The following is a 15,053-nucleotide window of genomic DNA, read 5'->3' as shown; positions in this document are numbered from 1 at the left end:
GGAACGCGTATGCGCGCGCGGCTCTTGCCCCGGCCGCCACCGCGGCCGGGGCAAGGGCGCTTCACGGCGCGGAAACGGCCGGCTGGTCCGCCCTGTTGACGACGAACTGCGAGCCGGGCTCGACCAGGACGTCACCGTCGGCCGAGTCGGTGATGGTGACGTCCGTGAGGGTGGCGCTGCCCCGGGCGCCGCTCATCGCGAGGATGCCGGAGCCGTTGTTCGACTTGTCGATGCGGACGTTGGTGACCTTCACGCCCGGCATCGCGCCGCCACCCGTCTTGAACTGGATGCCGTCGTAGGTGGAGTCGATGATGTCCGTGTCGCGGATGGTGACACCCGGGATGTCGGGGCCCTGCGCGAAGAGGGTGATGGCGCCGAATTCCTGGTCCTCGTTCCAGAAAGCGCCACCGGTGCGGTAGAGGGCGTTGTTGGCGATGAGGGTCTGCCCGGAGAAGGGCAGCGGGTCGTGGTCGGTCGCCAGCATGATCCCCGGGTAGTTCATGGTGTCGGAGATGATGTTGTTCTCGATGGTGTTGCCGTAACCTCCGTAGACCGCGATGCCGTTGGCACGCCACGGCAGCTGGATCGTGTTGTTGCGGAAGTGGTTGTCGTGACCGACGTCCACCGACGTGTCCTTCACGTACTTGCTGGCCCAGACCGCGAGCGCGTCGTCACCGTTGTTGCGGAACGAGGAGTTGTAGACGGTCGAGTTGCGCGTACCGTTGGCGAAGTTGATGCCGTCGGCGTACGTGTTGCGAATCCGCATCCCGCTGAACTCCACGCCGTCGCCCGGGCCCCACAGCTCCGGCACGTTGGAGTAGTCGCGTCCGGCCCACACGCCGACGTTCGCGTGCTCGATCCACACATTGCTGATCTTCGTGTCCTTGCCGAAACGCCCGTTGAGGCCGACTCCGCCCTCCTGGTTGCCGTCGCCGCCGCGGATGGTGCCCGAACCGAAGATGGCGATGTCGGAGATCTTGGTGTTGTCGTCGATGTCGAAGCCGAAGTTGCCCTCGTGCGGGTGGTTGATGCCGCCCGCCTGGTGCGGCGGGGTGAGGGTGTAGAGCTGGGAGTGCCACATGCCCGCGCCGCGGATCGTCACGTCACGGATGCCCACCACGTTGTACTGGCCGCGGTTCTGCGGGTCGTCGGTCAGGATCTTCTGCTCCTGCCGCCACTGGCCGGCCGGGATCCAGACGCAGCCGATCTCACCCTTCTGATCCGCCGTCACCGCACGCTGGAGGGCGTCGGTGTCGTCGATGCCGTCGTTCGGCACGGCGCCGTAGTTCGTGATCGAGACGCATCCCGCGGGCTGCGCCGTCGGCGGTGCGACCTGCTCCAGGTCGATCAGGTCGAGGATGTAGAAGGAGGCCGTGTCCCCGGCGTCACGCTGGAGCCGGAACTTCGTCCCCGCCGGGTAGGTCTGCGTCAGGAGCGCGTGGGACTCGTCGAAGAGCCGTCGCGCGTCCGCCTGCGGGGTGTTGGTCAGGCCCTCGGGGTCATCGGTCTTCCCGTACAGCCAGCTGTGCTTGGAGGAGAGGGTCAGTTTCCGGCTGAAGGTGTCGTTGACGTAGAGGCTGATCGTCGCTTCGGCGCCGCCGCCGGCCGGGGCGTCGGGGACCGAGTTGCGCACGACGATCGAGTTCGCGGCGTTGGCGGAGGTGAACTCCACGAACTGGCCGGTCGAGTTGAGCCGCACCGACTGACGGCCGGAGGACTCGGTGGCGAAGTTGGTGTGGCCGAAGGTCCGCTTCTGGTCGGAGGTGAGGAGCGTGCCCTGGTAGCGGGCGTCCTCGGCCTCGTACTCGGTGTACGGCACCGCCGCGCCGCGTCCGACGACGACGGAGCGCGCGAAGACGTTGTTGTTCTCGTCGGTCTCGGTGACCGTGCCCGTGGCGTCGGCCGTCGCGGTCAGTGTGACGCCGCCGCTGGTGGCCTTCCAGGTGCCGCTGATCGGGACGGTGACGGTGTCACCCGCGGCGATCGCGCCCGCGGTGCCATTGAGCGTGGTGGTGCCGGCGACCAGCCGGGTCACCGTTCCGGCCGGGACACCCGTGGCGCCCCGGTTCTGTACCGCCACGCTGAAGCCGACCGACGCGCCGACCGCCGGGGCGGCCGGGTTGGAGGTGATGCCCGTGACCCGCAGGTCCGGCCCCGGGCTCCGGCCGACGACCAGCTTCGCCGACGCCGTCCGGCTGTTGTTGCTGTTGTCCTGTTCCGCGACGGTGTCGGTCGGGTCGACGACCGCCGAGACGGTGTACGACCCCACCGGGCGCTTGCCCACCGTGACCGCGACGGTCGCCGAGGCTCCGGCCGCGAGCGCCGCCACCGGGGCGGAGCCGGCCACCGCGCCCTCCAGGCTGACGTTCACCGTGGTGGCGGCAGCCGGGGCGGTCCCCGCGTTGCGTACCGTGGCGTTGACCTTCACGGTGTCGGTCTCGGACGGGGCGGAGGGGGCCCAGGTCAGGTCGGTGACGGTGAGGTCGGGGTTCGGCGCCGCCGCGCCCACGACCTGGAACTCCGCGACCTGGGCACCGGTGCCGCCGCTGTTGGAGAAGAAGGTGAGCCGGATGTCCGCGTACCGGCCGGTCACCGGGATCGTGACGGTGTTCTTCCCGGCCGCCGGACTGAACGTGTAGTCGGCCCGCGCCTTGAGGGACGTGAAGCCGGTGGCCGACTGCTCACGTCCGAGGACCTGGATCGCCTGGGTTCTGGCTCCCCACGCCTGATCGGGATTCAGCTTGACGACCACGGCCTCGACGTCGGCGTTCGCACCGAGCTTCACCGTCAGACCGGACGGGAACCCGGAGGACTCCCAGTAGCTGGTGAGGCTGTCGTCATTGGCGTTCGCCGCGACGTAGTTCTGCGTCGTCGAGGTGGCCTCGATGGGCTTGCCCCGCGCCAGGTTCGAACCGTTCGCCGGCGGATCCCCCGGCCCCTCGTCGCCCTCTCCGTAGACCTCCAGCTCGGAGAGCTGCGCCGCGTTCCAGCCTGAGTTGGAGCTCACCTGCACCCGTACGAACCGGACCGTGGCGGCCGTGAAGCCGATGCTCACCGTGTTCGCCCTGGCCGGGTCGAAGGTGCGTGAACCCGATGCGGCGAGAGTGCTGAAAGCGCCGCCGTCGGTGCTCCCCTGCACACTGAGGGTCTGGTTGCGCGCCTCCCACCCGGTGGGAAGCTTCAGCGCCACCCGGTCGGCCCGGACATCGCCTCCGAGGTCGACCTGGACCCACTGCGGAAAGGCGCCCGCGGGCCCTTCCCAGTACGACTGCTGGCTTCCGTCGGTGACGTTCCCGGCAGGGTAGGCGCCGTGCGCTCCACCGGCCTTCGCGGATTTGCCGAGAGCCAGGTTGACTTCCTCCGCCGCGGCATGGGCGGTGACGGGCACCAGCCCGACCGCGATCAAGCCGGCTGTCACCGCGCCGGCGATCAGCCGCCAGCCCTGGTGTTTGCCTCTCATGATGGCCTCTTGTTCCGTGGTCCGGGCAGACGGCCACGGCTCGGCACCCGGCCTTTCACCGACACGCGGTCGACGGAGGCGAGGCGACGAGGCGCGTGTGCCGGTGCGCCGAGTGGATGATGACGAGAACCCCTCGTCAGGTACCTGACACGAGTCATGCGAGAAAATAGCAGCGTATGACTACTGGTTTTGAGTTATTCGGTCGATGTTTTGCGTTATCAAGGTGACAGGTTTCTACCAGGTCACCACTTTGTCAACGGCCGTGACAGTCCGGCGAGTTGAGGCCGCCGTTCCCGCAGGTCAGTGCCGTGGACCTGACAGTGGCCACCGACGGGAGCCGGCCTTCCGGTGACGGTCGCCCGGCAAAGTCCACGTGCCGCCCGGGACGCAGCGGGGATCGGCGGTCCGGCCCCGAAGCGCCTCTCGGTGTCACCGGGGAGAGCGGAAGGCCCTGCGGGGGCCGGCGCGGTTTCGGCGGTGACGAAGCAGGGAGGCACGACGGGGACGCGCACGCGGAAGACGAGGCACGCGCCGGCGTTCCGGGTGCGACCGGGGAAGCCCGGCCGGAGAAGGCGCGGCCTCGTCCGCTCTCCCCAAGGGGGAGCGCAACGGGCGTGGGGGCAGGGGCACTGTGCTCACCGCGGGAAGCGGGCAGCCGAGACGGCAAAAAAGGCCGGATGGCGCCGCGATGCGGCCGCGGTCGGGCGACGCGCCCGCTCAAGCGGATCCAACCCGACGACAACGCCGTTACTCCACCATCATGAAGAACCGCGCGCAAGATACGTCGCCGCACATGAAACATGCCGACAGTCGGCCGCACGGACGGTGGAGCGGACAAAGCTCTTGGCCCGCGGAACCCCGCGGGAAGGAAAGACACTGACATCGGGCACTCGGTACCCCCGCAGCCGGGCGGCGGGGGCCGAGTGCCCGAAGCCCGACAGACCGGGCACGATACGCTGCGGCGCTATGCGGCGGGCGCCTGGGCCGTCGAACCGCGGACGACCAGTTCCGGTTCGAAGAGAAGCTCACCGGGGTGGGTCTGTGAACCCTGGATCTGGGCGCACAGCAGTTCAACCGCGGCTCGCCCCATCGCCTCGATGGGCTGCCGCACCGTCGACAGGGGCGGTTCGGTGCAGTTCATGAAAGCAGAGTCGTCGAATCCGACGACCGAGACATCCGCGGGAACCCTGAGACCCCGTCGACGAGCGGCCCTGATGGCCCCCAGCGCCAAAGGATCACTCGCGCAGACGATCCCCGTCACTCCACGTCCCAGCAGACGGGAGGCGGCTGCCTGGCCTCCTTCGAGCGAGAACATCGACCGCTCGACGAATTCCTCCGCCAGCTCCTTGCCGGCGGCCTTCGCCGCCGCTTTGGCGGCCTCCCTCTTCCGACGCGACGGAATGTGATCTGCGGGGCCGAGAATCAGACCGATTCTCTCGTGGCCGAGCGAGGCGAGATGACGCCACGCCTGCTCGACGGCGACCGCGTCGTCGCAGGAGACGCAGGGGAAGTCCAGTCCCGCGATGGGTGCGTTGATGAGCACTACCGGGATGTTGCGTTCGGCCAGCTGTCGGTAGTGGGCGTGCGAGGCGTCGGCCTGTGCGAACAAACCGCCCGCGAAAACGACTCCGGAGACCTGCTGCTGGAGCAGCAGCTCCACGTAGTCGGCCTCCGAGACGCCGCCCTTGGTCTGTGTGCACAGCACGGGCGTCAAGCCCTGCTGGGCCAGCGCGCCCCCGATCACTTCCGCGAACGCGGGGAAGATGGGGTTCTGGAGCTCAGGCAGGACGAGTCCCACCAGGCGCGCACGCTCGCCTCGCAACTGCGTGGGCCGTTCGTATCCCAGTACGTCCAGCGCCGTCAGTACGGACTGCCGGGTCGCGTCCGAGACACCGGGCTTGCCGTTGAGTACCCGGCTTACCGTGGCCTCGCTGACCCCCACCTTCTTAGCCACCTGAGCAAGTCGTCGCGTCATGCATGCAAGACTAGCGCAAGCTACGCAAGTAAATTGCAATGCTTTCGCCATGACCGCACAGATCCGAGTTCACCTGGGAGCCGCCGTGCGAGCGAGGCCCGGGCAGCCCACTGGATCGTTGGTGTTTCCAGGACGGTTTGCCGCAAGGAGACAACCAACAGGCCGGATCACCGCTGGTGTTGAAGGGAAAGCACCGCAGGGCGCGCCGCTGCTCGATACGGAGCACGCCCTGAGCGGCGTGGAGAACCCGGGGACACCGCTGGGCGCGCTGTGCGCGACTGCGCTCAGGAGCCGGGAACCCATCGCGTCGTGCCGAAGGCGTGAGTGACCCACGCTCCGGCGCTGTTCTTGCGGTAGAGGTATCCCTCCACCCACATCGAGTACTTGCGGCTCATCATCGGCGTGTAGCAGGTGGTCTGACCGGCCTGGACATGCTTGTTCCCGCCGGCGGTGTCGCAGCTGAAGGCGAGTGCGTGGCTGCCGTTGGGTCCGGCGCGGCGAATCAGCGCGTTGCCCGACTCGCCGGCACTGAGCTGGGTGCCGAAGTTCACGAACGCCCACGCCGTGTTGCATCGCAGGTTCCAGCGGAACTGGATGGTGCCGTAGACGCCGTCACCCCGGACGATCTCCTCGGTGTCGTGGATGGATCCATCGGAGTTGCAGGAGCGGCCGTTGATCACTTTGTAGGGCGACTGGCCGTTGTACGGGTCCGCGGCCTCGGCTGCCCGGGCCGGGGCGACAAACGACAGCAGGGTCAAGACGGCGAGCAGGACGAACAAGGACTTCGGCTTCATCAGGTCTCCTTGGTGCGGCACCGGTCCGGTACCTACCCGGTTTCAGCAAGTCCGGATCCCCGCCCAGGGCTTGTCCGGGCGATCTCTGAGGCAACGGTGCCCAGCGCCTGTGAATCTCGCTGTCGAAGGTCTCGTCATGTGAGGTAAAAGGACGGCATGGACACCGCTGTACTTGAGCAGATGCTGGACGAGACCTTCGACCACGCTGTCGTGCACCACGGATACACCACCTACATGCGCGACTACGAGGTCATCGTCTACGCGACGGCTGACCCCCGTACCGGCGTGGCGCCGGCCTACCGGCGGTATCTCTTCCGGTACTGCGTCGAGGCCCGATGTGAGACGTCAGTGCCCGCGGAGATCTGGCGGGTCTCCTTGGACGATCGTCTCCTCGACAACGAAACCGCTGACCCCGACCTCGGCGGTTACGTCTGGGGCGTGAAGTGTCACTGCCTGTACCCGGGAGCCAGGCTCCTCCCCGAGTCGGAGGCGACCCGCCGCTGGTCGAAGGCCGTCGGGATCGACTTCCACGAGGTTCGTATCGAGACCAACGCGCACAACCTGACCTTGCTCTTCTCCGACCTTCAGGTGAGCCAGGTCCCGGTCGGACACGCGCCCTTCGTCACGGATTAGGGATCGGGGTTCGTGTGATCTTGCGGCTGGTGTGTCTCCGGGGCGTTCTTCCTGTCATGGAGCGGGGTGATCCGAGCGATGCGGAGTGGAACGGCCGCAACACCCGCTCCTGCCGGTCAGCAACGGGTGTTGTGGCAGGTGGCCGGGCGACGGAACCTGGGAACGTCTGCTCCAGCAGGGCCGGGCCGCAGCCGACGCGGCGGACGAGACCGACTGGGACATCTCGGTGGACTCCACCATCGTCCGCACACACCAGCGCGCGGCCGATGCCCGCTGCCGGCCCCTCGCATTCGTTCTCACCGCCGGACAGGCCGGAGACGCACCCGCCTTCACCGGTCGTGAGTGTTCCGGGTACCGGGTACCGGGTGGTGAGAACCGCCCGGAACACTCACGATGCCGGAGCAGCAGCGGGCTTACCTGGTGAGTTCCGCCAGTTCATCGAGCCGTGTCAGCTTCCGCGGGTTTCTCATCAGGTAGATCCGGGTGACCCGCCCGTTCTCCACCACGAGGCTCAGTGCGGTCGGCTCGCCGTCGGTATCGAACCGGCCCGCAGGCGCGCCGTTGAGCCACACGGTCGCCGTCTCGAACGGGGCCGCCACCCGGTTCGCACGCGCGAGCACCGTCGCCACCAGTTCGGCCCCGTGGAGCGGAGCCAGAGCGGCGGCCGCAAGCCCGCCGCCATCGGCGATCAGGACCACGTCCGGCGCCATGACCTCCAGCAGTTCCTGCAACTGTCCGGTTCGCAACGCGGCCAGGAACCGCTCTATCACGGCCCGCTGCTCCGTCCGGCTCACTTGCACCCGCGGCCGCCGAGCCGCCACATGCTCGCGTGCCCGCCGCGCGATCTGCCGTACTGTGGCCGCGGACTTCCCGACGGCCTCGGCGATCTCGCCGTACGGCATCTCGAACACCTCGCGGAGCACGAACACCGCCCGCTCGGTGGGCCCGAGCGTTTCGAGGACGGTCAGCATCGCGATCGAGACGCTCTCCGCGAGCTCGACGTCCTCGGCGACATCAGGGCTGGTCAGCAGCGGCTCCGGCAGCCACTCGCCGACGTACTCCTCGCGGCTGCGCGACAACGTGCGCAGGCGGTTGAGCGCTTGCCGTGTGACGACCCGGACGAGGTACGCCCGCGGGTCGCTCACTTGCGACTGGTCGACGTCGGCCCACCGCAGCCAGGAATCCTGCAGCACGTCCTCCGCGTCGGCCGCCGTCCCGAGCATCTCGTAGGCGACCGTGAACAGAAGGCTGCGATGGGCGACGAACGGGTCCTCGGTCATGCCGTCGACGCTGCCCGGGACGTCTCGGGGCGTGTGGCCAGTGGGATCTCGCAGGCATCGGAGAAACCCTGGGACGTGATCCCGTTCGCGTTGTTGTTCCTGGTCGCCATGTTGACGAAGGCGATGTACGCGGTGAGCTCGACCATCGCCGCCGGGCCGAGCCGGTCGAGCAGGCTCGCGTACAGCTCGTCGGTGACGGTCGGCGGCGTGTTCGTCATGGCCTCGGCGTACTCCATCGCGTCCCGCTCCAGCGGGGTGAACACCTCCGACTCCCGCCAGCGCGGCACCTGGCTCGCCTTGGCCAGGTCCAGGTTCTCGTTCTGCGCCTGGAAGTAACCGACGTCGAGGCACCAGCTGCAGCCGACCTGCACCGCGACGGCCATGTGCGCGAACGACTTGAGGCTCGCGTCGGCCACATCCCATTCAGCCAGCTTGGCCGAAAACTCCAGGCTGGACGTGGCGACCTTGGGGTTGTGCCACACCACCTCGACGGGCTCGGACACGGCACCGAGCTGCTTGATCATGTTTTCCCTCATCGCGGCGGGGAGCTCCGCCTTCGGAATGCGCGGTGTCATGGTGTCTCCTTGTCCAGCGGCCTGTTGGCCTGTTGACCTGTTTGACATGAAGACACCGCCGGGCCCGCGAATGTGACAACCACCGTGATGCGAAGGGGCGGTCGCGGCCGCGCCGCCCTTCTCGAAGGTCCCCAAGTGTGCCGTGTCAGAAGGAATGCATGCGTTGGCGCCTGCTGTACGGCTCCTGAGCACCGAGGCGGAGCGCTTCGTTCCCTGGTGACGACGAACCTGCCCTTGTGAACGTCGGGCGGACCGCCGTAGCCGGAGGTCAGTCCGCGTACACGAAGACCAGGCACAGGGCCGCGAACGGCACGACGGACGCCCCGAGCAGCGCCAGCGCCGCCGGGACCGCCGCCGTCAGTCGCTCCCTGCCCTTGCGCCGGCCCGCGCGGAACACCGCGCGGGCCGGGGCGAGCGGCAGCGTCACGAGAGCGAGGAAGACCACCGGCGTCGAGAGCCGGCTGAACGTGGTGGCGCCGGTGTCGGTAACGAGGTGCCAGGCGGTCGTACCGAAGACCACTGCCGGACCGGCCAGCAGGCCGGACGAGAGGACCGATGCCACGGCGACGGTCAGTCCTTCGGTCAGCCGCTCGGCACGCGTACGCCTCCGGCGCACTTCCGTCATCCCGCCGTACCCCATGCCCATCCCCCCAGGTGCCGCAGTTCGGTGTCACCCGTGCTCCGGTCGAGCCGCGCAACCCGTAACCGGCAGGAGTGGACACGATGATCTCATGGGCCCACCGGCCCGTCGGTGTCCTACCGCTCCCCTGCTCTTCACCGACCACGGGACGGTCCTGGCCGCCGTCGGACGCGGTCCGGGCGCCGCGGCAGGCCCCCCGCTCGGATGCGTGCGCCCGCTCCGGACTCCAGCCGCTCGCGAGGTCCTGGGACCTGCTCCTGGTGGTGATCCAGCCGGGTGAACTCCCTCGTGTCGGCGCTCTCCGGCCAGGTACCGCAGACGTACGCCTGTGAGCAGGGCCGCTCAGGCGGGTGCTTGCCGGTTGGGCTGGGCGTGCGCCAGGAGGAACTCGGTCGCCCGTGCGATGGCCTCGGTCGAGGTGCGGTGGACGGCTTCGGACTCCTCATCCTGCTGATCCGCGGCGGTGGCGGTGTACCACCAGGCATCGGCGTCCGGGTCGTGATGAATGGCGGCGGTGCCGCCTGCGTAGTGGAGCGGGATGGACTCGCCGGCGGACCTCTTGACCACCGCGTGGGGCCACTTGAGACGGGCGGACTGGCGCTTGATGCCACCCCAGGCCGCACCCAGCTGGGTGTAGCTGGCTCCACTGCGGCCGGCGACGGTGGCGGCGCTCTCGGCCAGCCGGTCGACGGACCGCTTTGCTTCGTACAGCGCTCGCAGCAAGGCCAGTTGTACGTCAGGCGCGGCCATGAGCGCGGGGTCGAAGGGCTTGCCGGCGGTGCGGTAGGCCAGCGCGCGCGTCGAGATCCGTTCGGCCAGCGCGCGGACCGTGTTGAGCACGTCGTCGTCCATGGCGAACGTGTCGTCCTCGGTGGGCTCGCTCCAGGCGGGCTCCACCGGAGTCATGACGGTGGCCCAGAAGTTCTCGTCGTTTTTGTCGGGGGTGGGGATCGTCGCGGCATCATCCATGCGACAAGTATTACTGTCACTAAGCTTGATGACAAGTGAAACTGCCAGAGAATCTCATGACAACTAAATCTGTCGTGGGGCTCTGAAGTCTCGGATCGAAGAGGTGCGGCCGCGACCATGACTCCCCCGTCATTTCTGCGCACCACGCGAGCTACATCCGCGTCCGCGCGTACGCCCGCAGTGCGTCGCGGACGAACGTCGCCCCCGCGACGTCGTCGTACATGCCGGTGAAGCGGGGGTCGTCGACGTACATGTCCCCCAGGCCTTTCACCATCTCGATCGAGCGCTCCCGGTCGCCCTCGGCCGTGGGGGTACCCGGGATCCGGCTCAGCCACTGGACGTGCCGGGCAGCCAGTGACTGGGCGTGTTCCGATGTCGGGGAAACCCCGGCCTTCACTGCGGCGACCCATGCGGCGACGAGGTCTTCGGCGGCCTGCTTCCAGGCCCGCTGCTGGTCAAGGGTCTTGCCGTGCCACCAGTCGTTGCTCACCTGGAACGCGCGCTCGCCCCAGCGTGAGATCACCTCGTCCTTGTAATGGTCGTTGAACCCCGCCAACATGACGTCCATCCGCGGTTCCGCCCCCGCCCGGAGGGCCTCCAGCGTGTGCCGCACAGACCGGATCTGCCGTTCGATGCGGTCCCGTTCCTCTTCCAGTGCGGCGATGTGTTCGCGGAGCCCGTCGCACGTGTCCACCTCGTCGGCCAGGACCTCGGTGATGGCCTGCAAGCCCATACCGAGCCGGCGCATGAGCAGGATCCGCTGGAGCCGGGCGACCGCGCCCGGGCCGTAGTAGCGGTACCCGTTCGCGCCGACCCGGGACGGGGCCAAGAGCCCGACGTGGTCGTAGTGACGCAGGGTGCGGCTGGTGATGCCGGCTCTCGTCGCGAGTTCCTGGATCGTCCACTCCATCGTTCCAGTGTCACCCGCGGCGGAGCGTGGCGGCGATGACCTCCGCGCTGTCGGCGTGCAGGGCCTGCGCCGCCGTCTGCCCGGTCGCCGCCAGGTAGGTGTCGACCAGCCTGTTGCCCGCGGCGTACCCGGCGCCCGTCGGCAGTCCCACCGGGGTGAGGCCGAAGCGCTCGGCACTGAGGTCGCCGTGCACCCAGGCAGTGAAGTTCTGCATGCCTGTCACGTCGAGCCCGGTGAGTACCTTGCCGAAGACCTCGTCGTCGTGCAGGTGTGGCACGCCGATGCGGGTGGGGCCGAGTTCGTCGCCGTAGAGCTGTCGGGCGAAGGCGTCGGCCAGGCCCTCGGAGACGATGTGCTCGCCGACCGTGACGGTCATCGGGTCCCACACGACCCCGCCCGGGCCGAACCGCAGGTTGTGATGGAGTTCGTGCACGGCGGTGGCCTCCAGCCGCTCCACGTTCTCGGGATAGGGCCAGAGCGTGATCACGATGTGGCCCGAGATGCCGCCGAACCCGGTCACTCCTTGGCAGGGGCCCATGAAGTGCTCGTCACCCGGATCGCCGAGCACGAACAGCACGGTGATGTCCGGGGCCCCCAGCCCCGGCGTCGCCTCCAGCAGTACGGTGAGAGCGTCGTCGAGGGCGCGTTGCATCCGCTCCCGGGCTCCGGCCGCCGCCAGGGTTTCGAGCGCGTCGAGGCAACGCTCCTCGTCGCGGTCGACGGGGAACCCGGACGCTTCGAGGTGCATGGCCACCAGATCGACCTCGCCGGGGTGGTAGCGGTACATGCCCCTGGTGGGCTCCAGCATCGAACGCAGCAGGTCGACGCGGTCCGCGACCGGGGCCAGCAGGATCCGCCCCATGGCGGAGAAGGTGTCAAGAACAGTGATCGGCATGGCCCCGATGCTAGAAGTTGACGCAGCGTCAAGGTCAAACCACCGGCGCTCTTCGTCGAGGTACGGCCCGCACTCCGGCGCCCGCACCGCCCTGGCCCGGCTGCCCGGGGTGCGCACGCCTCGGCAAGGTCATGGGGGTGCCGGTGTGTTGGCGCGCAGAATCGCGGCTCCGAGCGGGGCGATGACGGTGTCGTAGTAGGTGCGCATCGCGTGGACGAGTTCCCTGCGTGTGTCCGTCTCGGCCAGGCGGGGCGCCCGCGGCGGGGCTCCGTTGGTGCGGTCCAGGATGTCCATCTCGTCCATGATCCGCTGCCTCGGCGTGCGCAGGATGGCCTCCAGCCCGGCATCGAGGCCCTCGGCTCCCTCGGGCGGGGTGAGGAAGTCGGGGAAATAGACAGCGCGCGGGGCCAGCGGTTTCAAGAACGCGCAAAGTGCGCCCGAACCCTGCGGAGTGCAGGCGGGGGCCGACGGTGCGGTGCCAGTCGGCGTAGGCCCAGCGTCCCCGGCGGGACTGGAAACGGTGCAGGCTGGCGCAGATCTCCCACAACGGGTCAGGGGGCGGACGCGATACGGGTCCGCACCAGGTCGGCATCGGTGAAGTGGATACGGAGCATTCGTTTCCCCCTATGTGACCTGGACTTTTTGGGCAGAGCCCAAAGGTCTGGCCGACCATGCTCGCGTCGGTGATGCTCATGTTCACCGCGGCGCGAGGGGCACAAGTCCTGTCACGCACCGGGCAGTTCCTCCCGCCGCGCCGACGACCACGATCACGGCCACGGGGACTCACATGAACTTTCACGGAAAGCGGTCACGGGCAGTCGCGGCGATCATGGGTGCCGCCATGGCGACCACACTGGGCCTGGCGGCGTCGCCCGCCTCGGCGAAGACGTCCGACGGGTGAGTGCGGGGATACGACAAGTTCTCCGACGACTGGGACGACGAAGGAGATCTCGACAGGCAGGAGCCCTCCGACTCCAACGCCACGAACGGCGCGAGGAGCCCGCCGGCGTCGGGCAGGAGCCGGGCCGGGCCGGAGTACGCAAGCGTCTTCACCGACCGGTTACTGGCCACGCTCGCGCGTCTGCGGACCGGCCTTGCCCACGAGGCCCTCGGGGTCCTCGGGGTCCTCGGGGTGCTCGGGGTGCTCTACGAGGTGGGATCCTCCACGACCGGCCGGGCCGTCGCCGGGATCCACCCGCGGTCGACGAGTCGTCCGGGTCGGCGTGGTGAGCACGGTGAGGCAGCCGACGACCAAGGCGATGCCGGTCCACCCCAGAAGGGGCAGACGCTCACCGACGACAAGTACGGCCAGTACGGCCGCGACTGCGGGTTCCAGCAGGGAGAGGGTGGTCGCGGTGCTCGCCGGAACGTGCGCCAGGCCCCAGCCGAACAGCACGTAGCCGACGAACATGGGCACCAGGGCCATGTAGATGCCGACGGCCGCGTTGGACCAGGAGGAAAGGAGCGGGGCGCCGGTGGCCAGCAGCACCGGCATCAGCAGCAGCCCGCCCAGCCCGAAGACGGTCCCCATGGCCGCGCCCGAGGTGACACCGCGGCTGATCAGGCGGTGGGCCGCCCATGAGTACAGGGCGTAGGTCAGCCCGGCCACGAGGCCCAGCCCCACGCCGAGCACGGTCTCCCCTGCGGAGTGGGCCCCGGGGCCGGAGTGCGCGCCGGCGGCTTCGGCCGTGCACAGCAGCACTGTCCCGGACAGCCCCAGGGCAGCGCCGGTCGTCCAGCGGCGCGTGAGGCGGCGCCCGTCGACGACGCGCTCGATCAGGGCCGAGGCGAGCGGGGCCGAGCCGATCGACACCACGGTGCCGGCGGCGACCCCGGCCAGGTGCATGGAGGTGTAGAACGCCAGAGGGTAGGCCCCGACCGCGATCGCGCCGAGCAGCACCACCCCCTTGTGCGTACGCAGTCGAGGTCCTTCCCGGCGGATACGGGGGGCGGCGACGAGGGCCTGGAGCAGTCCGCCCAGGCCCATGGCGACGGCCCCGATCGCGAGCGGCCCCACCGCGGGGGCGAACGTCGCGGCGGTGCCCGTGGTGCCCCACAGCACCGACGCCGTCAGCACGCACACCGCCCCCACGCCGGCCGAGCCGGCCGCGTGTCCGGCGGACCGCGTCACAGCCGGCCCAACAGGTCGGCCGCCATCGCCCGGGCGTGCTCCAGACGCGTACCCGCACCCTCCAGTCCGGCCCGTGCCATCGCGCCTTCCAGCAGGAACGACAGGTGTTCCGCCACCGCGCGCGCTTCCTCGGGCCGCCCGGGCAGCAGCTCCTCGAGATGCCCGGCGAGCAGATCCTCGACCTCCTCCTTGTGCCGGCGCACCATGGCCCGGCCCTCGTCCCCCGCGGGCAGTTCGGCGGCCGCGTTCAGCAGCCCGCAGCCCCGGAAGCCGTGCTCGTAGGCGAAGGCGGCGTGGTCGGCGTACGCGCCGAAGACGGCCAGCACGCCGCCGCGACCGCCTTGCGCCTCCTCCAGCCTGCGCCGGTACAGGCCCAGCCACTCCTCATGCCGTGCGTCGAGGTAGGCCAACACCAGATCAGCCTTGGAGGAGAAGTTGTTGTACAGGCTCATCTTCGCCACGCCCGCCTCAGCGGTGATCGTGTCAATCCCCGTCGCCGCCACACCGTCCGCGTAGAAGCGGCGCGCCGCAGCGGCGAGCAGCCGCTCGCGCGCGGCCCCCCGCCGCCTGGCGGGGCGCGCTGCCGCCGTTCCGGTCTCGCTCATCGCATTCCCTCTCCGCTACTAGGTAGGGCAGTCTACCTATTAGCGGAGAGGGTGCCCATTCCGGCCTGAAGCGAAGGCGGGCGACGCAGGGGCGTGCAGCGGCGTGCAGCGGCGCTCGAACCAGGAGGCGCTCAGGGAGCGCCGGTCCTCGGGAGGGCCGGCGCAGAAGCCGGGTGGAGGACAGCG

The 15,053-nt window shown here is 69.2% G+C and carries 14 protein-coding genes; 1 reads left to right on the top strand and 13 read right to left on the bottom strand.

Going from position 1 to position 15,053, the window contains the following annotated elements:
• Positions 1-61 precede the first annotated feature (61 nt).
• The 3 genes from ACWD0Y_RS20370 to ACWD0Y_RS20360 form a co-directional block, all read right to left on the bottom strand.
• Positions 62-3,460, bottom strand: coding sequence for a CARDB domain-containing protein (locus tag ACWD0Y_RS20370; protein ID WP_450261728.1), 3,399 nt, complete (start codon positions 3,458-3,460; stop codon positions 62-64).
• Positions 3,461-4,424: 964 nt separating this feature from the next.
• Positions 4,425-5,435 carry a LacI family DNA-binding transcriptional regulator gene (locus tag ACWD0Y_RS20365; RefSeq protein ID WP_450261727.1) on the bottom strand — a complete coding sequence of 337 codons (1,011 nt, stop codon included), beginning with the start codon at positions 5,433-5,435 and terminating at the stop codon, positions 4,425-4,427.
• A 284-nt stretch (positions 5,436-5,719) separates the two neighbouring features.
• Positions 5,720-6,229, bottom strand: a complete 510-nt coding sequence (locus tag ACWD0Y_RS20360) for a DUF2690 domain-containing protein (protein ID WP_450261726.1) — start codon at positions 6,227-6,229, stop codon at positions 5,720-5,722.
• Positions 6,230-6,385: 156 nt separating this feature from the next.
• On the opposite strand from ACWD0Y_RS20360, the gene ACWD0Y_RS20355 reads away from it, so the two are divergent.
• Entirely contained in the window at positions 6,386-6,862 is a 477-nt protein-coding gene (locus tag ACWD0Y_RS20355) for a YxiG-like protein (RefSeq protein WP_450261725.1), read from the top strand.
• 413 nt (positions 6,863-7,275) lie between these two features.
• On the opposite strand, the gene ACWD0Y_RS20350 is transcribed toward ACWD0Y_RS20355, so the two are convergent.
• The 10 genes from ACWD0Y_RS20350 to ACWD0Y_RS20305 form a co-directional block, all read right to left on the bottom strand.
• Positions 7,276-8,142: an RNA polymerase sigma-70 factor gene (locus ACWD0Y_RS20350; protein WP_450261724.1), complete on the bottom strand. Its 867-nt coding sequence runs from the start codon at positions 8,140-8,142 to the stop codon at positions 7,276-7,278.
• Positions 8,139-8,717, bottom strand: coding sequence for a carboxymuconolactone decarboxylase family protein (locus ACWD0Y_RS20345; RefSeq protein ID WP_450261723.1), 579 nt, complete (start codon positions 8,715-8,717; stop codon positions 8,139-8,141). Before ACWD0Y_RS20345 ends, ACWD0Y_RS20350 begins: the two co-directional genes overlap by 4 nt.
• A 268-nt stretch (positions 8,718-8,985) precedes the next feature.
• Complete coding sequence (locus tag ACWD0Y_RS20340) at positions 8,986-9,342, bottom strand: hypothetical protein (protein ID WP_450261722.1); 357 nt, start codon at positions 9,340-9,342, stop codon at positions 8,986-8,988.
• Positions 9,343-9,699: 357 nt separating this feature from the next.
• On the bottom strand, positions 9,700-10,326 hold the full coding sequence (locus ACWD0Y_RS20335) for a hypothetical protein (RefSeq protein WP_450261721.1): 627 nt from the start codon (positions 10,324-10,326) through the stop codon (positions 9,700-9,702).
• A gap of 151 nt (positions 10,327-10,477) precedes the next feature.
• On the bottom strand, positions 10,478-11,236 hold the full coding sequence (locus ACWD0Y_RS20330; RefSeq protein ID WP_450261720.1) for a MerR family transcriptional regulator: 759 nt from the start codon (positions 11,234-11,236) through the stop codon (positions 10,478-10,480).
• A gap of 10 nt (positions 11,237-11,246) precedes the next feature.
• Positions 11,247-12,131 (bottom strand): DUF2268 domain-containing protein, encoded by an 885-nt coding sequence (locus ACWD0Y_RS20325; RefSeq protein ID WP_450261719.1) that lies wholly within the window; start codon positions 12,129-12,131, stop codon positions 11,247-11,249.
• A 129-nt stretch (positions 12,132-12,260) separates the two neighbouring features.
• The gene (locus tag ACWD0Y_RS20320) at positions 12,261-12,551 is read right to left on the bottom strand and encodes a hypothetical protein (RefSeq protein ID WP_450261718.1); all 291 of its coding nucleotides are present in this window, start codon (positions 12,549-12,551) and stop codon (positions 12,261-12,263) included.
• A 375-nt stretch (positions 12,552-12,926) separates the two neighbouring features.
• Positions 12,927-13,184 (bottom strand): hypothetical protein, encoded by a 258-nt coding sequence (locus ACWD0Y_RS20315; protein WP_450261717.1) that lies wholly within the window; start codon positions 13,182-13,184, stop codon positions 12,927-12,929.
• 7 nt (positions 13,185-13,191) lie between these two features.
• Positions 13,192-14,262 carry a DMT family transporter gene (locus ACWD0Y_RS20310; protein ID WP_450261716.1) on the bottom strand — a complete coding sequence of 357 codons (1,071 nt, stop codon included), beginning with the start codon at positions 14,260-14,262 and terminating at the stop codon, positions 13,192-13,194.
• A complete protein-coding gene (locus ACWD0Y_RS20305; RefSeq protein WP_450261715.1) occupies positions 14,259-14,867 on the bottom strand; it encodes a TetR/AcrR family transcriptional regulator in 609 nt (202 codons plus the stop codon). The genes ACWD0Y_RS20310 and ACWD0Y_RS20305 overlap by 4 nt, the downstream gene beginning before the upstream one ends.
• Positions 14,868-15,053 lie beyond the last annotated feature (186 nt).

This window comes from Streptomyces altiplanensis (assembly GCF_053591575.1).
Note: the sequence above shows the minus strand (reverse complement) of the source record. Positions and strands in the feature narration are given on the sequence as shown.